This window comes from Delftia sp. Lp-1, from assembly GCF_020523835.1.
Classification (GTDB): domain Bacteria; phylum Pseudomonadota; class Gammaproteobacteria; order Burkholderiales; family Burkholderiaceae_C; genus Comamonas; species Comamonas acidovorans.
The window spans coordinates 2,481,899-2,505,655 of the sequence record NZ_JAJALJ010000001.1; the positions used below are offsets into that span (position 1 = coordinate 2,481,899).

Annotated in this window: 19 protein-coding genes; 1 reads left to right on the plus strand and 18 read right to left on the minus strand. The window is 64.5% G+C overall.

Annotated features, from left to right (window positions below; translation table 11 throughout):
* Positions 1-34 precede the first annotated feature (34 nt).
* The 14 genes from LGR64_RS11095 to LGR64_RS11160 form a co-directional block, all read right to left on the minus strand.
* A complete protein-coding gene (locus tag LGR64_RS11095; RefSeq protein ID WP_141832231.1) occupies positions 35-877 on the minus strand; it encodes a YdcF family protein in 843 nt (280 codons plus the stop codon).
* 9 nt (positions 878-886) lie between these two features.
* On the minus strand, positions 887-1,714 hold the full coding sequence (locus tag LGR64_RS11100; RefSeq protein WP_043822366.1) for a lectin: 828 nt from the start codon (positions 1,712-1,714) through the stop codon (positions 887-889).
* A gap of 156 nt (positions 1,715-1,870) precedes the next feature.
* A complete protein-coding gene (locus LGR64_RS11105; protein ID WP_230355440.1) occupies positions 1,871-2,635 on the minus strand; it encodes an enoyl-CoA hydratase in 765 nt (254 codons plus the stop codon).
* Positions 2,632-3,819 (minus strand): CaiB/BaiF CoA transferase family protein, encoded by a 1,188-nt coding sequence (locus LGR64_RS11110; protein ID WP_012205597.1) that lies wholly within the window; start codon positions 3,817-3,819, stop codon positions 2,632-2,634. The genes LGR64_RS11105 and LGR64_RS11110 overlap by 4 nt, the downstream gene beginning before the upstream one ends.
* Positions 3,820-3,828: 9 nt before the next feature.
* Positions 3,829-4,812, minus strand: coding sequence for a Bug family tripartite tricarboxylate transporter substrate binding protein (locus LGR64_RS11115; protein WP_141832235.1), 984 nt, complete (start codon positions 4,810-4,812; stop codon positions 3,829-3,831).
* Positions 4,813-4,920: 108 nt separating this feature from the next.
* A complete protein-coding gene (locus LGR64_RS11120; protein WP_141832237.1) occupies positions 4,921-5,820 on the minus strand; it encodes a LysR family transcriptional regulator in 900 nt (299 codons plus the stop codon).
* A 70-nt stretch (positions 5,821-5,890) separates the two neighbouring features.
* On the minus strand, positions 5,891-8,188 hold the full coding sequence (locus tag LGR64_RS11125; protein WP_230355441.1) for a bifunctional diguanylate cyclase/phosphodiesterase: 2,298 nt from the start codon (positions 8,186-8,188) through the stop codon (positions 5,891-5,893).
* 110 nt (positions 8,189-8,298) lie between these two features.
* Complete coding sequence (locus LGR64_RS11130; protein WP_230355442.1) at positions 8,299-9,978, minus strand: methyl-accepting chemotaxis protein; 1,680 nt, start codon at positions 9,976-9,978, stop codon at positions 8,299-8,301.
* A 474-nt stretch (positions 9,979-10,452) separates the two neighbouring features.
* The gene (eda, locus tag LGR64_RS11135) at positions 10,453-11,091 is read right to left on the minus strand and encodes a bifunctional 4-hydroxy-2-oxoglutarate aldolase/2-dehydro-3-deoxy-phosphogluconate aldolase (RefSeq protein ID WP_141832241.1); all 639 of its coding nucleotides are present in this window, start codon (positions 11,089-11,091) and stop codon (positions 10,453-10,455) included.
* Positions 11,076-12,902 (minus strand): phosphogluconate dehydratase, encoded by a 1,827-nt coding sequence (gene edd / locus LGR64_RS11140; protein ID WP_230355443.1) that lies wholly within the window; start codon positions 12,900-12,902, stop codon positions 11,076-11,078. Before edd ends, eda begins: the two co-directional genes overlap by 16 nt.
* Before the next feature lie 110 nt (positions 12,903-13,012).
* Positions 13,013-14,032, minus strand: coding sequence for a TRAP transporter substrate-binding protein (locus LGR64_RS11145; RefSeq protein ID WP_012205590.1), 1,020 nt, complete (start codon positions 14,030-14,032; stop codon positions 13,013-13,015).
* 28 nt (positions 14,033-14,060) lie between these two features.
* Positions 14,061-15,341, minus strand: a complete 1,281-nt coding sequence (locus LGR64_RS11150; RefSeq protein WP_013802434.1) for a TRAP transporter large permease — start codon at positions 15,339-15,341, stop codon at positions 14,061-14,063.
* Positions 15,342-15,353: 12 nt separating this feature from the next.
* The gene (locus LGR64_RS11155; protein WP_071955890.1) at positions 15,354-15,860 is read right to left on the minus strand and encodes a TRAP transporter small permease; all 507 of its coding nucleotides are present in this window, start codon (positions 15,858-15,860) and stop codon (positions 15,354-15,356) included.
* 18 nt (positions 15,861-15,878) lie between these two features.
* Entirely contained in the window at positions 15,879-16,466 is a 588-nt protein-coding gene (locus tag LGR64_RS11160; protein WP_230355444.1) for a gluconokinase, read from the minus strand.
* A 156-nt stretch (positions 16,467-16,622) separates the two neighbouring features.
* Between LGR64_RS11160 and LGR64_RS11165 the strand changes: the two genes are divergently transcribed.
* A complete protein-coding gene (locus LGR64_RS11165; RefSeq protein WP_012205586.1) occupies positions 16,623-17,717 on the plus strand; it encodes a LacI family DNA-binding transcriptional regulator in 1,095 nt (364 codons plus the stop codon).
* 37 nt (positions 17,718-17,754) lie between these two features.
* Here the strand turns inward: LGR64_RS11165 and LGR64_RS11170 are convergent, their stop codons facing one another.
* The 4 genes from LGR64_RS11170 to meaB form a co-directional block, all read right to left on the minus strand.
* Positions 17,755-18,726 carry a chemotaxis protein gene (locus LGR64_RS11170; RefSeq protein WP_141832247.1) on the minus strand — a complete coding sequence of 324 codons (972 nt, stop codon included), beginning with the start codon at positions 18,724-18,726 and terminating at the stop codon, positions 17,755-17,757.
* Positions 18,727-18,878: 152 nt separating this feature from the next.
* Positions 18,879-20,927, minus strand: a complete 2,049-nt coding sequence (locus LGR64_RS11175; protein ID WP_141832249.1) for an acetyl-CoA carboxylase biotin carboxylase subunit — start codon at positions 20,925-20,927, stop codon at positions 18,879-18,881.
* A 211-nt stretch (positions 20,928-21,138) separates the two neighbouring features.
* Positions 21,139-22,671, minus strand: coding sequence for an acyl-CoA carboxylase subunit beta (locus LGR64_RS11180; RefSeq protein WP_016446053.1), 1,533 nt, complete (start codon positions 22,669-22,671; stop codon positions 21,139-21,141).
* A 57-nt stretch (positions 22,672-22,728) separates the two neighbouring features.
* Positions 22,729-23,739, minus strand: coding sequence for a methylmalonyl Co-A mutase-associated GTPase MeaB (meaB, locus tag LGR64_RS11185; RefSeq protein ID WP_141832251.1), 1,011 nt, complete (start codon positions 23,737-23,739; stop codon positions 22,729-22,731).
* Positions 23,740-23,757 lie beyond the last annotated feature (18 nt).

Below are 23,757 nucleotides of genomic sequence, written 5' to 3' on the forward strand. Positions count from 1 at the left end.
CAATCCGCAAGGCCGCAGCCCATCGCACAGCGGCTCAGAACTCCCCCAGCACCCATCCGCTGATCACCGCAAAGTACTCGCGCAGCCAGGCGTTGGCGCGGATCGTCAGGGGCGTGGGCGCACCCACGGTGAAGGCCTGGCCGTAGCCGCTGCGCTCGGCTATCCAGCCGGCGCGCAGGGTGTGGAAGTCGCTGGTGACGATGGCGATTGCCGCCTGCGGCTCCACCCCGCGCGCCTGCAGCAGGGGCAGGCTCCAGGCCAGGTTCAGCGCCGTGCTGGTGCTGCGCTCCTCCATCAGCAGGCGCTCGGGCGGCAGGCCGTGGCGCTGCTGCAGATAGCGCGCCATGATGGCGCCCTCGCTCTCGCTTTCCCCAAAGTCCACCCCGCCGCTGGTGAGCACCAGCGCCTTGGGCTGGCGGGCGGCCAGCTCGGCAGCGCGGTCCAGCCGCTGGGCCAGCGTGAGCGACGGCTGGCCGTCACGCGTGGCGCTGCCCAGCACCACGATGGCCTGCACCGGCTGGTCCGGTGGCAACCCGGACGAGGCGGACAGCAGGTGCGCCCAGAACACCAACAGGCTGACCAGCCAAATCGCCAACGCCGCCCAGCCCAGCCACCAGGCGCGCCGCAGCCAAGCACTGGCGCGCAGCCTGCGCGCAATGGCCGAGCGCCAGAAGCTGCAGGCCATGAACAGCAGTCCCAGCACCGCTGGCAGCGTCACGCCCAGATTGAACATGCCGCGCGCCATCAGCACCACGGCATCGCCCAGCAGCACGGCGCCAGTGATCAGGCCCAGCCACTGCAAGGGCCCCAGCCGCCGGAAGCCCGCGACGGCGTTGCGTCCGGGCACTGGCCCGGGCGCGGGAGAGAGCTTGTGCAACAAGCGCCTTCAGTTCCAGCGCTGGTTGGGGCCGCCGGCGCAGGACCACACGATCACGGGCTGGCCCGGCCGGGCATTGCCGCCTTCGATGTCCAGGCACTTGTTGGCAAAACGGCTGCGGATCTGGCCACGGCTCCAGTCCCATTTTTGGTTGGGCTGGTTGCGGCATTGCCAGGCAATCACCCGCGCACCATTGCGGGTGTTGCCATCGGCCACGTCCAGGCACAGGTCGCCCACGCGCATCTCGCCATCACGCGTCAACGTGAAACGCTGATTCTCACCGCCGCTGCAGTGGTAGACGATGAGCCCATTGCCTGGGCGAAGGCCTCCGGATATATCCAGGCACAGGCCGTTCTGGCCCCGTACCTCCCGCCCGCCCCACGAGGGATAGCCGGGCTGCTGGCCCGGATAGCGGTCATCGTTCCATTGCTCGTCGCGGTCACGCTCGCGGTCCTTGTCGCGCTTGTTCGCCAAAATGGCGGCGCCGGCAATGGCTGCCACGGCGGCACCGGCGATCCATGCGCCCGTGTTGTCGCTACCGCCTTCCTGGCCCTGCGCGCCCTGGGGCAGGCCGGTCAGGATGCGGAAACGCCCGCCGCAGCCGCCCTTGACCCACATCTCCCGGCGGCCCAGGTCATAGCCCCAGTTCTGGTTGTAGCTGCAGTTGCCAGCCAAGGTCTCGACCAGTTGCACCTGCTGCGCATCGTCGGGCAGGCTGTAGGTCTGGTAGCGGCCATTGGACATGAGCTGCACCGTCTCTTCGCCTGCATGCGCAGGCAGAACCGGCAGGATGAAGCTGCTGGCCAGCAGGACGGAAATGCATTTCTTGATTTGCATGGGATTTCTCGGGCTGCGTTGATCTGAGGGGCGGCTACGCGCAGCAACCGGCCTTTTCTTTCAGGCCAAGAATGCAGCCACCGCCTCTTTCCAGGCTGTGGAGTTTAGCCAAGCAATTTGTAGGATTGCGCCAGATTCTGGCAAGGCTGGCTCAAATCATTGCCTGTTGAATCCCGCCACCCCAGCGCGAAACTCCCCACTCCCATAAACCGCAGAAACCAGATCCTCATCATCCAGCCGCTGCTCCACCACGATGCGCCTCAGGCTTTCCTTGACCGCTGACTGGGTGGTTGCCGACAAGGCCATGAGCCGCTCGGCCAGCGCCTTTGCCTGGGCTTGCAATTGATCTGCCGGCACCACCGCATGCACGAACCCGCAGGCCTCGGCCTGCCCGGCTGACAGGTAGTCCGCCAGCAGCAGCATGCGCTTGACGCGCGGCACGCCCAGGCTGGCCACCAGGCGGGCGATATTGCGCGATGACAGGGTGTTGGACAGCGTCTTGGCAATCGGCGCACCGAAGCGCGAGCCTGTGCTGCAGATGCGAAAGTCGCATGCCGTGGCCAGGGCCAGGCCGCCGCCCACGGCCCAGCCGTCGATGACGGCGATGGTGGGGATGGCGATGCGCTCCACGGCGTCGATCACGCGCTCCACGAATGCTTCGTAGGCAATGCCTTGCTGGCCGTCATGGAAGTCCTTGAAGTAGGCGATGTCCGTGCCCGAGATGAAGGATTTGCCGCCCGCGCCGCGCAGCATCACGCAGCGGACGGCTGGGTCGGCCTGGCAGCGCTCCAGGGCCGTGAGCAGTGCCTCGTACATGGGCATGCTCATGGCGTTGTGGCGTTCGGGGCGGTCGATGAGGATCTCGGCCGCGCCCCCGTCGTGAAGGGTCAGCGCCACGGATTCATGCAGGGCCGTGCTCATGCGGCGGCCTTCAGTGCCTGGAGCTCGGCCATGATTTCTGCGTTGTGCTCGCCCAGCAGCGGCGGATGGCGGCGCACCTGCTGGGGCGTGCCGAGCATCTTGACGGGAAAGCCGATGTTCTTGACCTTGCCTTCGATGGGATGGTCGATCTCCATGCACATGCCGCGGTGCTGGCCGTGTTCACCCTCGAAGGCCTGCGGATAGGTGAGCAGCGGGCCTGCGGGAATGCCTGCCTCCAGCATGCGGTCCACCCAGTCGGCGCTGTCGTGGTGGGCGAATTCCGCCTCCAGCTCGCCTATCAGTGCCTCGCGGTGCTTCAGGCGCAGCGCCACGGTGGCGTAGTCCGGATGTTCGACCAGGTCCGCGCGCTCGATCAGCGCGCACAGCCTGGCCCAGAGCTTCTGGTTGGTGGCGCCCATGACGAAATAGCCGTCGCGCGCCTTCACGGCCTGGTAGGGGGCGCTCATCTTGTTGCTGGTGCCCAGCGGCGCGGGCGGCACGCCGGTGCCCCAGTATTCGGACATGTCCCAGATCGAGAAAGCCATGGCCGAGTCGAACAGCGAGGCGTCTATGTGCTGGCCCTGCCCTGTCTTCTGTGCGCCGATGTAGGCGGCCAGCAGTCCGTAGGTGGCGAACAGTGCGCAACCGATGTCGGCCACGGGCACGCCGGCCTTGACGGGTTTCTCTCCCTTGTAGCCGGTGACGCTCATCACGCCCGACATGGCCTGGGCCATGAGGTCGAACCCCGGCCGCTGGGCCCAGGGCCCGCTCTGGCCGAAGCCCGAGATGCTGACATAGACGATGCGCGGATTGATGCGGCGAATGCTTTCATAGTCGATCTTCAGGCGCTGGACCACGCCGGGCCGATAGTTCTCGACGATGACATCGGCTGTCGTGGCCAGTTGGTAGAAGGCCTCACGCCCCTCCTCGCTCTTGAGGTCCAGCGTCAGCGACCGCTTGTTGCGGTTCATGTTCAGAAAGCCCATGCTGTCCGGGCCCTTCATCTTGAAGCCCATGGCGCCGCGCGTCTGGTCGCCGGTGCCCGGAGGCTCGACCTTGATGACATCGGCGCCCAGGTCGGCCAGCAGCATGCAGGCAAATGGGCCGGCCATGACCTGGCTGACGTCGAGCACGCGGATGCCTTGCAGGGGCAGTTGCAGCGGGTTGGATTGGGGATTGCTCATGCCGGGTCCTCAGCTTTCTTCGGTCACTTTTGCGGCGCGAACGACGTCGCCCCACTTCTTGTATTCGGCAGCCATGAAGGCCGCGAACTTGTCCACGGAGCCGCCACCGTCCTCCACGCCGTATCCGTCGAAGCGGCTGACCACGTCGGGCATGGCCAGCACGCGGTTGATGTCGGCATTGATGCGCTGGGCCAGTTCCCTGGACATGTCGCGCGGGCCGACGACGCCGTACCAGCTCGATGCGTCAAAGCCCTTGAAGCCCTGCTCGTCCATGGTGGGCATGGCCGGGAATCCCTTGGCACGGTTCACGCGGGTCTGGGCGATGCCCAGCATTTTTCCTGCGCGGACCTGGGCAGTGGCGGCCGTCATGGTGTCGAAGCTGAAGTCAATCTGACCGCCGATCAGGTCGGTCTGCATGGGGCCGGACCCTTTGTAGGGAACGTGGATGCTCTTGACACCTGCCGCCATGTTGAACATCTCGGCCGCAAGGTGCTGCACCGAACCTGTGCCCGAAGAGCCGAAGCTGACCTTGCCGGGGCTTTTGCGACACAGTTCCACCACTTCCTGCACCGAGGCATGGCCGTTCCTGCTGCTGGTCACCAGGATGTGGGGCGTTGCGCCGATCAGGGCGATGGGCGCGTAGTCCTTGAGCGGGTCATAGGTGATGGATCTGAAGATCTGCGGCGAGATGGCGTGCGTGTTCACATGGGCCATCAGGAGGTTGATGCCTTCTGTGAAGCGGGTCTTGGCAAAGTACTCGGCCGCCAGCGAGCCCGTGGCGCCGGGCTTGTTCTCCACGATCACGGGCCGGCCCCAGACCTCGGACAGCTTCTGGCCCACGATGCGCGCGAACACGTCGGTGCCGCCGCCCGGTGCCCAGCCCACCAGGATCTTGACGGGCCCCTTGGGCAGGTCGGAGGCCGGGGGCGCGGCCCCTGCCCAGGGTGCGGCCAGCGCGGTGGCGCCGGCCGCGATGAAGTCGCGGCGTTTCATGTCTGTCTCCTGCACATCGTTGTTGTGCAGTCACTGTCGCCGGGCACCGATATCGCGGCAAGCCTGTGTGCCACATGCCTGGTTTCGCAATCTGCGAAACCAGAAGGGTCAGATCGCGCGTTCGCCCTGCAGCAGGGCGGCGACGACGTTGCGCAGCGCCTGTTCCTGGGCCTGGCCTTCGATGAAGGACAGCACGTAGCTGCGCTCGTGCCAGTCGCCTTCCAGGGTGGCCCAACCCAGGTCGGGCTCAGGGTGGAAGCTGCGCAGCACACCGGGTGGCATCAGCCCCACACCCAATCCTTCGCGCACCAGGGCCAGCATGGTGTCGAAGCCGCTGACGGCGAAATCGTTGCGAAACACCCTGCCCCGGCTGCGGTGGGCGCGTCGCAAAGCGGCCAGGATGGCCGAGCCCCGGCCCAGGCTGACGATGGGGCAGTCCAGCAACTGGTCCAGTACCACTGGCTCGACGGCAAAGCTGAAATGCCTGCTGCTGTAGACCAGCACCAGGCTGTCCTTGCGGTAGTCGGAGCGTGGCAGATCCACGAAGCCGCTGGTCTTCTCGAAGATGCCGATGTCGATGACCTTGTCGCGCAGCAGTTGCTGGACGATGCGGCTGTTCTCCTCCATCACCTGCAGCGTGATGTGGGGATAGCGGCGCTGGGTGACGGCGATGTCGGCAGCCAGGAACTGCAGGATGGCGGATTTGGGGGCGCCGATGATGATGCGGCCGTCGCGCCCGCGGCCCAGCGCCTGGGCGTCGGCTTCCAGCCGCTCCACCAGGTTGCCTATCTGGCGGATATGGGCCAGCAGCTTGAGGCCAGGCTCGGTGGCGCGTACTCCATGGGGCTGCCGCTTGAACAGCCTGGCGCCCAGTTGCTGCTCCAGGTCACTGAGCCGCCGCGAGGCCGCCGCCACCGCCAGTTGAAGCCTGTCGGCCGCGCGCGAAATGCTGCCCTCTTCGGCAATCGCAAGCACAAGCTGCACGGTGGTGGAGTCGATCTTCATCATGGCGGCAAGGCCCTCTTGCGCAGGCGGCATCTGCTGAGGGCGCGATTGTGCCCCAGTGCTGGAACTGTGCTCAGGCGTGCGCGGGACACTCCAGCACGTCGCTGAGCCTGAAGCTCTCCAGGAACGGCAGGACATGCTCCTCGTTCATCGGGCGGGCGATCAGGAATCCCTGGACATACGTGCACCCGAGCTGCTGCAGGTGCAGAAACTGCTCCGTGGTTTCCACGCCTTCCGCGACGACTTCAAGGCCCAATCTGCGGCTCAGTGCCAGCGTGGCATGGACAATCGCGGCAGCCCCGGCGTCCTTGTCCATGGCCTGTATGAAGCTGCGATCGATCTTGATCAGGTTGAAGGGAAAGCGGTGCAGGTAGGAAAGACTGGCATGGCCGGAGCCAAAGTCATCGATGGCGAGATTCACGCCCAGCGCCTTCACTTGCCGCATGACGGACAGCACCTGCTCATCATCTTGAAGCAGGGCCGATTCCGTCACCTCGATGTAGCAGCGCTCGGGGTTCAGGCCGGCGCGGTCCAGATGTTCCTTCAATTGCACCGCCATGCCTGGATCGAGAAATTCAAAGGCCGGGCAGTTGATGGACACCGAGATATCGGACGGCCATCCGTTGGCAACCAGCAGCGGGGAGCGCTCCACCATTTGGTCGATGGGAAGCAGCAGGCCGCGCCGCTCTGCCGTGGGAATAAAGACTCCTGGCGGGACAGACCCTCTGGCCGGGCTGTTCCAGCGCATCAGCGACTCGAACCCCGATATTTTTCCCGTGGCCACATGGCAGATCGGCTGGTACGCCATGAACAACTGGCTTGTTCCGATGGCGGACCGGAAATCCTGCTCCAGCAGCAGTTGCTCCTGCATGGGGCCATCGGCGGAAGGCTCGAATTTCACGAAGCGCCCCCGTCCCTGGGATCGCGCCCGCTCCATTGCCGCGCGCCCGTCGCGCAGCAGCTGATTCCAGTCCTCGTTGTTCTTGCAAACCGCCGTCCCTACGCAGACAGACAGCAAAATGCTGCGCTCACCCAGCATGTAGCGCTTTTTACCCAGTCGGATGGAGAGTGTTTTCGCCATGGAATCGGGGTCTCCTTCATATTGGGCGACACAGAACTCCTCGATGGCAAGGCGGGCGGCGACGTCATTCTTTCCAATACAGGAGCGCAATTGTTTTGCCAGTTGCGAGATCAGTGGGTTGTCCATTCCAGGAACCAGCGTATCTGCCAGCACTTGCAAATGCTCGATACCGATGACATGGATGGCAACAGGACGCCGCTGTGCTTGCGTTCTGTTCAGCAGTTGCTCAAATCCGGCCAAATTAAACAACTCGGAAGCAGGATCATGGAAAAGATGGTGCCTCAGCTGTGAATGCACCTGCACCAGATCCCTCGCCTCAAAATAGGATCTTCTGCGCTCACGCATCCACAATTGCGCCAGTAGTAAAAATGAAGCCAGGCTGATGGCCGCCCATGCCATGATGGTTTTTCCAAACCTCCACCATGGAGCCGCGAGCTTTGCCTTGGCGGCCAGCGTGGCATAGACGAGATCCATGCCGCCTTGGCTGGACTGGTGCATGGCGACGATCCAGGGGTGTCCCAAGCCATCGTCAGCGTCCAATGTGCCCTCGCCTGCAGCCATCATTTTTGCAAGCCCGGAATCCATCCCGTCCAGAATGTGCGGATGCTCCGGGGGAATTCTGACCAGATCTTTGCCGTTTGGCAGGCTGACCATGACCTGATGGCCATCCAGCAGCAGTGAACCGAATGCCTGGCGAATGGAATCCACGGCAATGAAGGCCACCACAATGCCAGTCAGCGCCCCTCTGGAGTCACGTACCGGACGCCCCAGCACCAGGGACGGTATATCGAAAGCCGGCGATCTGCTTGAATCCAGCAAGAAGAAGCCGCCAGGCTTTGTCTGCAGCGCTGCATTCCAGATGGGGCGCTCGGGGTTGACGGGAGACAGCGGCAGCTTGCTGAAACGTGAGGAAATGGACCATTTCCCATGTCGATCAAGCACGCTCATGCTGATGACGCCGGGCAGCGCCGCCACCTCCTGGATCAAGGCATTGCGGATATCGGTGCTGGAATCAGGGTCTGCCGTGATTTCGCCTTGGCGGCCCGGTGCCAGCAAAAGTTGTTCTGTTCTCTCTACCGCCAAAGAGGTGGCAAGAATGATCTTGTTGGTTTCAGCGGCAGAGGCAGAGAGCGCATGCAGGAGATTCGATTTCTCTTCATGCAGCGATGTCTCGTAGCTGGAGATCAGAGAAACGCCTGCAACGCCAATGATCACCAAACATGCGATGAAAATACAGGCATACCAGCGCCTGGGCTGCCAGCTTGGAGGTCTTCTCTCTGCATGCATCATTCAACGCTCATCTGGTCAAAATACCAGCGAACAGGCACCGTTCTCCTGGCAGGCAAGCCTGCCAGGAGAAAAGCTTCCCGTTGGCTGTGACGCACTGGTCTGAATTTCCGTCAGGACGCGGAAAGACTCAGCGGCCTCATGGGTGAGGGGATTTTCCTCAAGGCAGGGGCCTCCTTTTCCGCGGGGTCCAGCTTGAAAATGGAAACTGCCGAAACCAGGGCCTGCGCCTGCTGGCTGAGACTTCCGGCTGCCGCTGCCGACTCTTCCACCAGAGCGGCATTTTGCTGGGTGACCTGGTCCAGCTGGATGATCGCATCATTGATCTGATCGATGCCCTGGCTTTGCTCCCTGGTGGCCCCACTGATCTCTTCGATCATGTTGGATACCTTCTGGACCTGGGTGACGATATCCTCAATGCTGCTGCCCGCAGCCTGGGCCAGCTGGTGGCCATTGCCGACCTTGGAAACACTGTCCTCGATAAGAGACTTTATCTCTTTTGCGGCCTCTGCACTTTTCACTGCAAGGCTGCGAACTTCGGCGGCAACCACCGCAAAACCACGGCCCTGCTCTCCGGCGCGGGCTGCTTCGACAGCAGCATTCAAAGCAAGAATATTGGTTTGAAAAGCGATTGAATCAATGACGTTGATGATGTCCTCGATTTTCTTGGAGGACGTGTTTATTTCATTCATCACGTCCACCATCTGCCGGGCCATGCCCCCGCCGTGCGCTGCGGCATCGCGCGCTGACTGGGCGAGCATGGTGGCAGTGATCGCCGCATCGGAATTGCTTTTCACCGTGCTGGCCAGTTCCTCCATGGAGGCGGCAGTCTCTTCAAGGTTGCTGGCCTGCTCTTCCGTTCGGCTCGACAGGTTGGCATTGCCTGCATCAATCTGCGTGGCGCCTGTGGCAATGCTGTCGCTGCTGCTGCGCACGGTGCCCACGACGCGTTGCAGCGATTCCTGCATTTCCTGCATGGCCGTGATCACACTGCCAGGGCGTGCCCTGGACAGGTCGATCCTGGAGGTCAGATCCCCTCTTGAGATGTTTTCGGCAATGTGTGCCACATCTGCCGGCTCTCCGCCCAGCTGGCGTGTGATGGAAATTGTGATGATCACGCCAATGGCCACCCCCACAATCACGCCGGAGATGGTCAGGAGGGTGAGCATCAGCCGGATCTTTTCGTAGATTCTGTCGGTCTCGTCATTGAGCCAGCTGGCATTCTTCTTCTTGATATTGACAACCTCCGTCATCAAACTGTCGATCTTGTCGGACTCCACCCGGAATCTGTTGATCAGATCAATCGATTCCCTGGATTCCGAAAGATGCTCTGACTTGATTCTTTCAATCGTCTGCAGCAGACCCTTTTCATAGATGACGAGGGTTTCATCAATGGACTTGAGCTTTTCCTTGCCATCGCCCTCGGCAAAAAGCCTCTTGCTGTTGTTCAGTGCCTCTTTCAGCAGTTGCAGCCTTTGCAGCACGGCGTCCGTGTGCCGGTTTCTGCTTTCATCATCGTTTGCAAGCACGGCATTTCTGATGGCCCGGCCCGCCGCGATCAGCTGGACATTGGCCTCGGATATTTGTGACAGGCCCAGCAGTTCCTTCTCGTACATCTGCGTTGCGAGATCATTGATTTCCCCTGCCTTCAGTATTCCATTGATACCGATGAATGCACCAATGCATGAGACCACAAGAAAGCCCATGGTCAGTTTGGTGATCACTTTTGATTTTTTGAAGCTCAACATCTTGATTGCAGAATGAATAATTTTCAACGATGAAATATTTACCATGACACCAGGATTCTTCGACCGTAGAAAATCGGGAACTTGAAAAAACAATCCACACCTTCTAAAAAAGACGTGGATTATTATCGATGCTCGACCAATAAAAATTGGCACTGGCGCCGCGAGGCGCCAGTGCCAATTTTTATTTTCAGGCACTGCAACGGCAATTGCATTTTTCTTGGTCGGTAAAGAATGATTGCGGTGGAAGCTTCAGGCGGAAATTATTCTTGTGCATATGCGAATGTTTCAAGACAGCCTATTGATATCGTCTTGTCAAAAGGCTGTTTGAAGGATAAGCAATGATTGTAACGTTGTGTTATGAAATCAATCCCTCCTTTCCTCGCACCTTGACTTTGCATTTTGCGCAAACATTGCCGCAATACGCATAATTTTCAATGGATTCAAGTCCCCATCCCCAATCGATGGCCCAGACAAAAAAAGCGGCCCCTTGAGGGCCGCTGGTTCTGGGGCAATGGCGACTCAGGCGCTGCGCAAGCTTTTGGCTGCGCCGGCCAGTGCGGTGATCCGCTGCCAGTCACCCTGCTCCAGCGCATCGGCAGGCACCAGCCAGGAGCCACCCACGCAGACCACGTTGGACAGTGCCAGGAATTGCGCCGCATTGTCCGCAGACACGCCGCCCGTGGGGCAGAACCGCACGTCGCCGAACGGGCCTTGCCAGGCCTTGAGCATGGCCGTGCCGCCCGCCTGTACGGCGGGGAAGAATTTCAGCTCGTTGAAGCCGTCGTCCTGGGCGGCCATGATTTCGCCGCTGGTGGCCACGCCGGGCAGCAGCGGCAGCTGCAGGGCCTGGCAGGCCCGGCCCAGTGCGCTGGTGTAGCCGGGGCTCACGGCAAAGCGCGCACCAGCGCTGGCGGCGGCACGGGCATCGGCCGCGCTGCGCACGGTACCGGCGCCCACGATGGCCTCGGGCACGGCACGTGCGATGGCTTCGATGCTGGCCAGGCCCTCGGGCGTGCGCAGCGTGACTTCCAGTACGCGGATGCCGCCCGCGACCAGGGCCTGGGCCATGGGCACGGCATGTGCGACGTTGTTCAGGACGATGACCGGGATGACCGGCGCGTCCTGCATGATGGCCAGTGCCGTCAGTCGTTGATCCATGTGCAAGCTCCCTCTTCTGCGCTGAGCGCGTGGCGCCGGAATCCGGCAAACAGTTCGCGGCCAAAACCCCGGCCGTTGGCCTGGCGCAGTGCCTGCGGCATGGTGGCCAGGGGCCGCTGCTGCCATTCGGTGTCATCGACCAGCACGGCCAGGGTGCCAGCCACGGCGTCCAGGCGTACCAGGTCGCCGTCTTGCAGGCGCGCCAGCGGTCCGCCCACGCAGGCCTCGGGCGAGACATGGATGGCGGCGGGCACCTTGCCTGAGGCGCCGCTCATGCGGCCGTCCGTGACCAGGGCCACCTTGTAGCCCTTGCCCTGCAGCACGGCCAGCGGTGGGGTGAGCTTGTGCAGTTCGGGCATGCCGTTGGCGCGCGGACCCTGCCAGCGCACCACGCAGATGACATCGCGGTCCAGTTCGCCGGCCTTGAAGGCCTGCTGCAGCGCTTCCTGCGAGTCGAAGACGCGCGCGGGTGCCTCGACCACATGGCGGTCCTCGGGCACGGCGCTGACCTTGATCACGCTGCGCCCCAGGTTGCCGGACAGCAGCTTGAGCCCGCCCGTGGCGCTGAAAGGCGCATCGGCCGGGCGCAGCACGGACAGGTCGCCGGAGACTTCGGCCTCGTGCCAGACGAGATGGCCGTCTTCCACGGCGGGAATGCGCGCAAATTCCTGCAGGCCCTCGGGCCGCACGGTGAGCACATCGCCATGCATGAGGCCGGCCTTCAGCAACTGGCCGATCACGTAGCCCGGCCCGCCTGCGGCCTGGAACTGGTTCACGTCGGCGCTGCCGTTGGGATAGACGCGGGCCAGCAGCGGCACCACGCCCGAGAGTTCCGAAAAATCATTCCAGTCGATGACGATGCCTGCCGCACGCGCCACGGCCACCCAATGGATCAGGTGGTTGGTCGATCCGCCCGTGGCCAGCAGGGCGACCATGGCGTTGACGATGCAGCGCTCGTCCACCACATGGCCAATGGGTGTGAAGCGGCGGTTCTTGGTGATGGCAAGCACGCTGCGTATGGCCTCGCGCGTGAGCAGTTCGCGTTCGCCTTCGGCCGGGTTGATGAAGGCCGTGCCCGGCACGTGCAGGCCCATGGCCTCCAGCAGCATCTGGTTGCTGTTGGCCGTGCCGTAGAAGGTGCAGGTGCCTTCGCCGTGGTAGGCAGCCGTTTCGGCGGCCAGCAGTTCCTTGCGGCCCACCAGGCCCTGCGCGGCCTGCTCGCGCACCTTGGCCTTGTCGCCATTGGACAGGCCTGAGGTCATGGGGCCGGCCGGCACGAACACCGTGGGCAGATGGCCGAAATGCAGGGCCCCGATCAGCAGGCCCGGCACGATCTTGTCGCAAATGCCCAGCATCAGCGCGGCGTCGAACACGTCATGCGACAGCGCGATGGCCGTGCCCATGGCAATGGCGTCCCGGCTGAACAGGCTCAGTTCCATGCCGGGTGCACCCTGGGTCACGCCGTCGCACATGGCCGGCACGCCGCCGGCGACCTGCGCCGTGGCGCCGAGCTTGCGCGCCTCGTCCTTGAGGATGTCGGGATAGCGTGCCAGCGGCGCATGGGCCGAGAGCACGTCGTTGTACGCGGTGACGATGGCGACGTTGGGCGCCTTCTCTTCCACGATGCGTATGCGGTCGCCGCCTGGAATGCCCGCAAAGGCATGGGCCACATTGGCGCAGCCCATGGACTGGGCGCCGGGCGGGCGCGCGGCCATGGCGTCCACCTGCTCCAGGTAGGCGGCGCGTGATTCGGCACTGCGCTCGCGGATGCGGCGCGTGACCTGCTCGACGATGGGGTGGATGGTGCTCATGCGGGGTTCCTGCGGATGCGCTGGTGCGCGTTTTCTCTCTGTCGCGTTGTCTTTATGGGAAATGTCGGCCGGGGCATCCCTCCCAGGTGCGTCCGGCCCTGCACCGAAGCTTACTTCACTGCGCGCGCCTGCTTGACGGCGGCCTGCACCTCGTCCCATGTGCCCTGGCCCACGGTCTTGGCAATGCCGGCATTCACCGCCGCGAGCTTGTCGCGCATGCGGCTGGCTTCTGCGGCGGGCAGTTCGTTGACCTGCATGCCCTTGGCCTTGATGTCGGCCAGGGCCTTGGCGGCTTCCTCGCGCGTGTCCTTGCGTTCGAACTCGCGGCTCTTGACGGCGGCATCCTGCAGCACCTTCTTCTCGGCCGGGCTCAGCGTGTCCCACCACTTCTTGCTGACGGTGACGATCCAGGGGCTGTAGACGTGGTTGGACACCGTGAGGTACTTCTGCACTTCATAGAACTTGCTGGACAGCACCGTGTTGAAGGGGTTTTCCTGACCATCGACGGCACGGGTCTCCAGCGCCGTGAACAGCTCGGAGAACGGCAGCGGCACGGCATTGGCGCCCAGGGCCTTGAAACTGTCCAGGAAGACGTTGTTCTGCATCACGCGCAGCTTCACGTCGGCCAGGTCTTCCATCTTGGCGATGGGGCGCTTGTTGTTGGTGAGGTTGCGGAAACCGTTTTCCCAATAGACCAGGCCCACCATGCCCTTGGGCTCCAGCGTGGCCTTGACCTTCTCGCCCACGGGGCCGTCCAGCACGGCGTCGGCTTCCTTGACATTGCTGAACAGGAAGGGGGTGTCCCAGACGGCCATTTCGGGCGACAGGCCCACCAGGGTGGCGGTGGAGCCGACCATCATCTCCTGGGCGCCGCCGATCAGCGCCTGCTGCATCTGCGTGTCCGAGCCCAGCGAGGCATTGCCGATGGCACGCACCTTCATCTTGCCGCCCGTGGCCTTCTCGACCTCCTTGGCAAAGAAGCGCGCCGCGCGGCCCTGGTTGGACTCATCGACCAGGCCATAGCCGAAGCGCACGATGCGCGGCTTGAAGTCCTGGGCCATGGCCTGGCCCGTGGCGGCCAGCGTGGTGACGGCAGCCATCAGGCCGGCGAGTGCAAAGGGAATACGCATGTTCATCTCCTTGGGTTGTAGTGAGGGATCAATGCATCCAGCGCAGAGGGGCCAGGATGATTTGCGGAAAAATCACGAAAAGCACGGCAAGCAGCACATAGACCATCAGGAACGGGTTCGTGCCCTTGATCACGGTCTCCATGCGCAGCCGGCCCACGCCGGCGACCACGTTCTGCACCGTGCCCACGGGCGGCGTGATCAGGCCGATGCAGCCCACGTAGATGAACATGAAGCCGAAGTAGATGGGATCGATGCCGGCCTTGACGGCCAGCGGCGCGCACACGGGGCCGAAGATCAGGATGGTCGGCGTCAGGTCCATGGCCGTACCCACCACCAGCAGGAACAGCATCATCGTGGCCATGAACAGCACGGGACTGCCCAGCAGGCCCGAGAAGCTGTCGGCCAGCATGTTGGGCAGGTCGGCCAGGGTGATCATGTAGGCCGTCACCGTGGCGGCGCCGCACAGGAACATGACCACGGCCGTGGTCTTGGCGGCGGCCAGGAACACGGCGTAGAGCCGGGTCCATGTCATCTCGCGGTAGATCACCATGGACACGAACAGCGCGTAGACGGCTGCGACCACGGCCGCCTCGGTGGGCGTGAACACGCCGCCCTTGAGGCCGCCCAGGATGATGACCGGCATCATCATGGCCCAGAAGCTCTTGGCCAGCGCCTTCAGACGCGGGCCCCAGGCCATGCGCTCGCCGCGCGACAGGTCGTACTTGCGGGCGATGGACCACCAGGCAAATATCAGGAACACGCCCATGATCAGGCCCGGCACCACGCCCGACAGGAACAGCTTGCTGATCGAGGTGTTGGTCGTCACGCCGTAGATGACGAAGGGCATGGACGGCGGAATGATGGGCGCGATGATGCCGCCCGAGGCCAGCAGGCCCGCGCTGTAGCTGTCGGGATACTTCTGGTCGCGCATCATGGGCAGCAGGATGGTGGCCAGGGCGGCGGTATCGGCAATGGCCGAGCCGCTCATGGACGCCAGCAGCACCGCCGCGCCAATGGCCACATAGCCCAGGCCGCCACGGATATGGCCCACATAGGCACGTGCCAGGTCGATGATGCGGCGCGACAGGCCGCCTGCATTCATCAGCTCGCCGGCCAGGATGAAGAAGGGCACGGCCAGCAGCGGGAAGTTGTCGAAGCCGGCCTGCAGGTTCTGCGCAAGCAGCTGCGAGTCGAAGAAGTCCAGGTGCCACATCAGCGCCACGCCGGTCAACACCAGCGCCTGGGCGATGGGCATGCCGATCACCATGCCGCCAATCAGCACGGCCAGAAAGATCAGGGTCACAACCATGGTGCGTGCTCCTTACTCGACCGTTGTTTCGGCATGGTTTTCTGCCGGCGCGCCGCGGCGCAGGTCGCGCAGCGTCACCACCAGCAGGCCCACGGCCAGCACCAGGGTGGCCGCGGCGCCCAGGGCCAGCGGGTAGCCCAGCACGGTGCTGTAGCTGTTCAGCCCGGCCTCCACCTGGGCCCAGGAGCCCCACAGCAGCAGGCCCATGCAGACCAGGACCAGCGCCTGCGACACCCAGAACAGCGCCTTGCGCACGCCAGGCCCCACGCGGGATGTCACAAGGTCGAAGCCCAGGTGGCTGCCCTCGAAAGCGGCCACGATGGCGCCAATGGCCACCAGCCAGACGAAGAGCAGGCGCGAGATTTCCTCATAGGAAACGATGCTGGTGTGGAACACATAGCGCAGCACCACGTTGACGAACACGGCAATGACCATGCCGGCCAGGGCCAGCACCATCAGCACCTCGGCAAAGTGCTGCAGGCGCGGCTTGGGCCGGACTGCGGGGGAATCGGATTGCATGGGGCTTGTCTCCTGGCGTTATGGGTTTTGGGAGAAGGTGTCGGCCTGCGCCGCGGGCAGGACCTGCCAGCTTTGGGCGCGGAGCACGATGTCGGTCAGCGGCAGCGTGGCGTCCACGGACAGCACGGCGCATTCGCCATCAGGGCGTTCCAGCGTGGAGAACTGGTTGGCCACCAGCTCGGGCGAGAAGAAATGGCCGGCGCGCTCCTGCACGCGCTGCAGCGCCGTGTCGTAGTTCAGGTCCAGGAACACGAAGCCCACGGCACCGGCCGGGCCGGCGGCACGCAGCCGGTCGCGGTACTTGCGCTTGAGGGCCGAGCAGGTCAGCACCACGCCCTGCCCCGGCATGGCCTGGGCCAGCAGCTGGGCCAGCCGGTCCAGCCAGCCGCTGCGGTCGTCGTCGGTCAGGGGGATGCCGGCCTGCATCTTGCGGATGCTTTCCTCGGCATGGTGGGCATCGCCCTCGTGCAGGGTCCAGCCCAGGGCATCGGCCAGGGCCTGCCCCACGCTGGACTTGCCGCAGCCGGAAACGCCCATGACGACCAGCGCCCGTGGGCGGGTGTCTGCGGGGGCGGCCGCGGTGATTGTTGGGATAGCGCTATCCATGTTCTTGCAAAAATTGGCAGACCAGGGTCTGCCTTGGATTTCGGTGTGCTTCAGAGGCCTTCGTCCGGGTTTACACGCAGGAGCAAGTGCCTTCGAATGATTGGGATAGCGCTATCATAATCTTCAACCCTCCCGCCCCCGACCTAGGACAATCCCTTGGCCCGTCAGATTCCGCCTGCCTCCCCAGAATCGCCCTCCGCCGATGTTTCCGGCCCGGCCCTGCCCGCCACGGGCCGCGCACGCTCCTCGCGGGCCAGCGGGCGCATCACGCTCAGCGATGTGGCACAGGCCGCTGGCGTCAGCCCCATGACGGTCTCGCGCGCGCTGCGCGGCGAGCGCCGCGTGGACCCGGCCCTGGTCGAGAAAATCCGCACGGCCGCCGCACAGATGGGCTATGTGCCCGACCCCGCCGCACGCGCCCTGGCCTCGCAGAAAAGCGCCCAGGTGCTGGTGCTGGTGCCCATGCTGTCCAACACCCTATTCGTGGACCTGATCGAGGCGGTCCACAAGGTGCTGTTCTCTGCGGGCTACCACGCGCTGATCGGCGTGACCCACTACGACCGGGCCGAAGAAGAGCAGCTGCTGCGCACCTACCTGCCCATGCGCCCGGCCGGCCTGCTGCTCACGGGTTTTGACCGCAGCCCCGCTGCGCGTGAACTGGTGCAGGCCAGCAAGGTCCCCTGCGTGCACCTGATGGAACTGGGCGGCGAGCCTGGTGCGCCCAGCGTGGGCTTTTCGCAGGCCGAGGCCGGGGCCGCCATCACGCGGCACTTGATGGAGCGCGGACACAGGCGCATTGCCTTTTGCGCAGGCCAGCTCGATGCCCGCGTGATGCAGCGCGCCGCGGGCTACCGCCATGCCCTGCAGGCGGCGGGCCTGCATGACCCCGCCCTGGAACTGCTCTGGCCCCGCCCCACGTCGATGGCGCTGGGCGCCGAGCTGCTGGACGCCGCCCTGCGCCTGGACCCTGCCGTCGATGCCCTGTTCTTCTGCAACGACGACATTGCCCAGGGTGCGCTGCTGGAGGCTCTGCGCCGGGGGATACGCGTGCCCGAGCAGATCGCCATCGCAGGCTTCAACGACCTGCCCGGCAGCGACCAGATGGTGCCGCCGCTGACCACCATCCGCACGCCGCGCGGCCATATCGGCACCGAAGGTGCGCGCATGCTGCTGCAGCTGATGCGTGGCGAGGCCGTGGAGCCGCCCAGCGTGGATCTGGGCTACGAACTGGTGGTGCGGCAGAGCAGTTGAAGCGGAGAGGGGTTTTGAGCGCCCTCCTCCGTGGCCATCAGCCCGGCAGCAGGCGGCGCAGGGTCTCGGCCAGATCCTCTGCCGCGAACTTGGCCACGTAGCCGTCCGCGCCAACGCTGCGCACATGGTCTTCGTTGGCCGATCCGGACAGCGAGGAATGGATGAGCACGGGAATGGAATGGAAGCGCGCGTCCTGCTTGATGTGGCGGGTGAGCGTGAAGCCGTCCATCTCGGGCATCTCCAGGTCGGTCAGCACCAGGGCGACCTTGTCGGCCACCGTCAGGCCCTCTGCCTGGGCACTGTCGGCGATGGCGTTGAGGCGGTCCCAGGCCTCCTTGCCGGACTTGAGCATTTCATACGGTGCCTCCAGGACCTTGAGCTCCTTCTCGATCAGCGAGCGCGCCACGAAGGAATCATCGGCGGCCAGCACGATGGCGCCGGGCTTGAGCTTGAGCCTGGCGCCCACTTTTTCCGGCGTGATTTCCTGGGCGTCGGTGGGAGACACCAATTGCAGGATGGCCTCCACATCCAGCACCTGGGCCAGGCGCGAGTTGTCGGTGTCGCCATCCAGGCGGGCGATGCTGGTGACCAGCTTGCCGCCGGTGCCGCTGGCCTCGGCCGACAGCACCTGCTTCCAATCCAGGCGCACGATGTCCTCGACGGACTCCACCGCGAATGCCTGGGTGGTGCGCGCATATTCGGTGACCAGCATGATGTTCAGGCCGGTCTGGGGCTTGCAGCCCATGATGGCGGGAAGATTCAGCACCGGGATCACCTGCCCGCGCAGGTTTGCCACACCCAGCGAATGGGCCGTGCCCCCCGCGATGGGCGTGATGTGCGGCATGGCCACGATTTCGCGGACCTTGAACACATTGATCCCGAACAGCTCGGACTGGCCCAGGCCGGAGTCGCTGCCCAGCCGGAACAGCAGCAGCTCGAACTTGTTGTTGCTGGTGAGATTGGTGCGCTCGTCGATCTCTCTTTGAGCTGCCTTGGAATTGAGGTTCATGCCGGTCCTGGAGAGTGACACATATTTTTACAAATTCTAAAGCGAGCGCCTCGGATTTAGCAAAAATTTATTGCACCTGAGTCGGAACAGCAACGCCGGGCGGCCGGCGACATGCTTCATGCATGCCACGGCCCCGCCCCGCGGCGCAGGAATCACTCGAATTCCAGGATCACATCGTCCACGGCCAGCGAGTCGCCCTTGCCGGCGCTGATCTTGCTGACCACACCGTCCTGCGACGCGAACAGGATGTTTTCCATCTTCATGGCCTCGATCACGGCCAGCTTTTCGCCGGCCTGCACCTTCTGGCCCGGCTGCACGGCCACGTCCACCAGCAGGCCCGGCATGGGCGACAGCAGGAACCTGGACAGGTCCGGCGGTGCCTTGTAGGGCATGAGCCGGTGCAGTTCGCCGCCGCGCGGCGAGAGCACCAGGGCGTCGATCTGCGTGCCGTTGTGGATGACGCGCAGGGCCAGCGGGTTCCTGGCCGTGCCGCGCTCGACCTGGGCCGTGAAGGGCTTGCCGTTGCAGCTGCCCTGCACGCACATGGCACGCATGGGGGTTTCGCTGCGGAAGGTGTAGGGCTTGCCATCCACCGTGACGGTGCTGGCGCGGCTTTCAGCGTCGAAGTCCGAGACCTGCACGGCGCGGTACTGGTGCTGGCCTTCGGCGCCCAGCACGACCACGCAGTAGTCGGCCGAGACCTTGAGCTCGTGCCCCCGCATCTGGCCGCTGATGGTGGCGGCGCGCGCGCGGTAGCGACGGTTCATGTGGCCGGCCAGGGCGACCAGGAAGTCCGGATCGCCGTGGGGCACGTCCTCGGCGTGGAAGCCGTGGGAGTAGTGCTCGGCGATGAAGCCGGTGTTGAAGTCGCCGCTCTTGAACTTGGGATGGGCCAGCAGCGCGGCCTGGAACGGGATGTTGGAGCTGATGCCCCGGATCACGAAGGCATTGAGCGCCTCGCGCATCTTGGCGATGGCGTCGTTGCGGTCGCTGCCGTGCACGATGAGCTTGGCGATCATCGAGTCGTAGAACATCGGAATTTCGCCGCCTTCATACACGCCCGTATCCACGCGCACGCCGTGCAGGTGGCCGGTGTCGGCCTGCCACATGGTCTGCTCTGGCGGCGAAAAGCGCACCAGGCGGCCCGTGGAGGGCAGGAAGTTGCGGAACGGGTCCTCGGCGTTGATGCGGCACTCGATGGCCCAGCCATCGCGCTTGACGTCTTCCTGCGCGATGGCCAGCTTCTCGCCAGCGGCCACGCGGATCATCTGCTCGACCAGATCCAGGCCGGTGATGCACTCGGTCACCGGATGCTCCACCTGCAGGCGGGTGTTCATTTCCAGGAAGTAGAAATCCTGGTCCTTGCCGACCACGAACTCCACCGTGCCCGCGCTCTGGTAGCCCACGGCCTTGGCCAGGGCCACGGCCTGCTCTCCCATGGCGCGGCGCGTGGCATCGCTGATGAAGGGGGACGGCGCCTCTTCGATCACCTTCTGGTGCCGGCGCTGGATGGAGCATTCGCGCTCGTTCAGGTAGATCACGTTGCCGTGGCCGTCGCCCAGCACCTGGATCTCGATGTGGCGCGGCTCCTGCACGAACTTCTCGATGAAGATGCGGTCGTCGCCGAAGCTGTTGCGTGCCTCGTTCTGGCAGCTGGCAAAGCCCTCGAAGGCTTCCTTGTCGTTGTAGGCCACGCGCAGGCCCTTGCCGCCGCCGCCGGCGCTGGCCTTGATCATCACGGGGTAGCCAATGCCCTTGGCGATTTCCACGGCGGCCTCGGGGCCGGCGATGGGATCGTTGTAGCCGGGGATGGTGCTCACGCCCGCCTTGTCGGCCAGCTTCTTGGAGGCGATCTTGTCGCCCATGGCCGCGATGGCCGCGTGCTTGGGGCCGATGAAGGCGATGCCCTCTTCCTCCACGCGCCGGGCGAAGGCCTCGTTCTCGGACAGGAAGCCGTAGCCCGGGTGCACGGCCTGCGCGCCGGTCTGCTTGCAGGCGGCAATGATGCGGTCGGCCTGCAGGTAGGACTCGCGGCTGGGAGCGGCACCGATGTGCACGGCCTCGTCGGCCAGCTTGACGTGGCGTGCCTCGCGGTCCGCATCGGAGTACACCGCCACGGTCTGTATGCCCATCTTGCGGGCGGTGGCGATGACGCGGCAGGCAATCTCGCCGCGGTTGGCAATCAGGATCTTCTTGAACATCTTCTTAGCCCATTCTTGGAACTAAATCATGGGAACCGGAGCTGTCGTCAGCTTCGCTGTCCCTGTTTTGCGCTTCGCCAGCACTGTCAGTAACCGGCGCGACCAACGCGAGGGACACCGAGGAAGGGCCGCCCCGCACCGAGGGTGTCGTCCCCCTCCCTCGCGAAGCGAGTTAGAGAGGGGGAAGCGGCGGAGCCGCTCAGGGGGTGCTTCACAAGGGGATGTTTCCATGCTTGCGCCACGGATTTTCCAGCTGCTTGTTCTTGAGCATCTGCAGCGAGCGGCAGATGCGCTTGCGCGTCTCGTGCGGCTGGATCACGTCGTCGATGAAGCCGCGCGCGCCCGCCACGAAGGGGTTGGCGAAGCGGGCCTTGTACTCGGCCTCGCGCGCGGCCAGCTTGGCGGGGTCGTTCTTGTCCTCGCGGAAGATGATCTCCACGGCGCCCTTGGCGCCCATCACGGCGATCTCGGCATGGGGCCAGGCCAGGTTGACGTCGCCGCGCAGGTGCTTGGAGGCCATCACGTCATAGGCGCCGCCGTAGGCCTTGCGCGTGATGACGGTGATCTTGGGCACCGTGGCCTCGGCATAGGCGTACAGCAGCTTGGCGCCGTGCTTGATGATGCCGCCGTACTCCTGGCTGGTGCCGGGCATGAAGCCGGGCACGTCCACGAAGGTGACCACGGGGATGTTGAAGGCATCGCAGAAACGCACGAAGCGCGCGGCCTTGATGGAGCTCTTGATGTCCAGGCAGCCGGCCAGCACCAGAGGCTGGTTGGCGACGATGCCCACGGTCTGCCCGTCCATGCGTGCAAAGCCCGTGAGGATGTTCTTGGCGTAGTCGGGCTGCAACTCGAAGAAGTCGCCGTCGTCCACGGTCTTGAGGATCAGCTCCTTCATGTCGTAGGGCTTGTTGGCGTTGTCGGGCACCAGGGTGTCCAGCGACTTGTCGGCGCGGTCCACGGGGTCCGAGGTGTAGCGCACGGGCGCCTTCTCGCGGTTGTTCAGCGGCAGGTAGTTGTAGAGGCGGCGCAGCATCATCAGCGCCTCCACGTCGTTGTCGAAGGCCATGTCGGCCACGCCGCTGCGCGTGGTGTGGGTGATGGCGCCGCCCAGCTCCTCGGCCGTGACCTCCTCGTGCGTCACGGTCTTCACCACTTCGGGGCCGGTGACGAACATGTAGCTGCTGTCCTTGACCATGAAGATGAAGTCGGTCATGGCCGGCGAATACACGGCGCCGCCCGCGCAGGGGCCCATGATCATGGAGATCTGCGGCACCACGCCGCTGGCCAGCACGTTCTTCTGGAACACGTCGGCATAGCCGCCCAGCGAGGCCACGCCTTCCTGGATGCGGGCGCCGCCCGAGTCGTTGAGGCCGATCACGGGGGCGCCGACCTTCATGGCCTGGTCCATGACCTTGCAGATCTTCTCGGCATGGGTCTCGGACAGCGCACCGCCGAAGACGGTGAAGTCCTGGCTGAAGACGAAGACCAGGCGGCCGTTGATCATGCCGTAGCCGGTGACCACGCCGTCGCCGGGGATCTTGCTGTCTTCCATGCCGAAGTCGGTGCAGCGGTGCTCGACGAACATGTCCCATTCCTCGAAGGTGCCGTCGTCCAGCAGCAGCTCGATGCGCTCGCGCGCCGTGAGCTTGCCCTTCTTGTGCTGTGCATCTATGCGCTTTTGGCCGCCACCCAGGCGGGCCTGTTCGCGCTTTGTCTCCAGTTGATCCAGGATGTCTTGCATGCTGCGATTCCTCTAACGTCTAACGGTAAGGTTTGTCTGGTCTTGTCTTGTCGGCCGTCACTGCGGCGCCGCCACGGGGCCTGCCTGCGCCTGCAGCAGATTTCTGGCGGCCGTGCTGGCCGCGATGCGCCCTGCTGCCACGTCGGCCTGCAGCTGGGGCAGCAGCGCCCGCACCTGCGGATGCTGCCGGAAGGCCTGCTTGAGGCCGGAGTCGATACGCTCCCACATCCAGGACAGCGCCTGGCGTTCGCGGCGCAGCGCCAGGCGCCCGTTGGCCTGCTGCAGGCGGCGGAATTCCTCCACCGCACCCCAGAAACCTTCAACGCCCTCCTTCTTGAGCGCGCTGATGGTGATGACCTGGGGCTGCCAAAGGCGCTCGTCGTGGTGGGCATGCTCGGGGTTGCCGTGCATGCCCAGCAGGCGCAGGCTGGAGGTGATCTGGGCCTGCGCGCGCGTGGCGGCATGGGGATCGATGTCGGCCTTGTTGATGACGACCAGGTCGGCCAGCTCCATCACGCCCTTCTTGATGGCCTGCAGGTCATCGCCCGCATTGGGCAGTTGCAGCAGGCAGAACATGTCGCACATGCCCTGCACGGCGATCTCGCTCTGGCCCACGCCCACGGTCTCGACGATGACCACATCGTAGCCAGCCGCCTCGCAGACCAGCATGGCCTCGCGGGTTTTCTCGGCCACGCCGCCCAGGGTGCCGCTGCTGGGGCTGGGGCGGATGTAGGCGTCCAGGTGAACGGACAACTGCTCCATGCGCGTCTTGTCGCCAAGGATGGAGCCGCCCGACACGGTGGATGAGGGGTCGATGGCCAGCACCGCCACCCGCAGGCCGCGTGCGATGAGGAACAGGCCCAGCGTTTCGATGAAGGTGCTCTTGCCCACGCCCGGCACGCCGCTGATGCCCAGGCGGAAAGACCCGCCCGTATGCGGCAGCAGGGCCGTGAGCAGCACATCGGCCGCCGCACGGTGGTCGGCGCGCGTGGATTCCAGCAGGGTGATGGCCTTGGCCATGGCCCGGCGCTGAACGGCGGGGTTGCCGTTCAGGATGCCGTCTTGCATTTGCTCGGGAGTCACTGC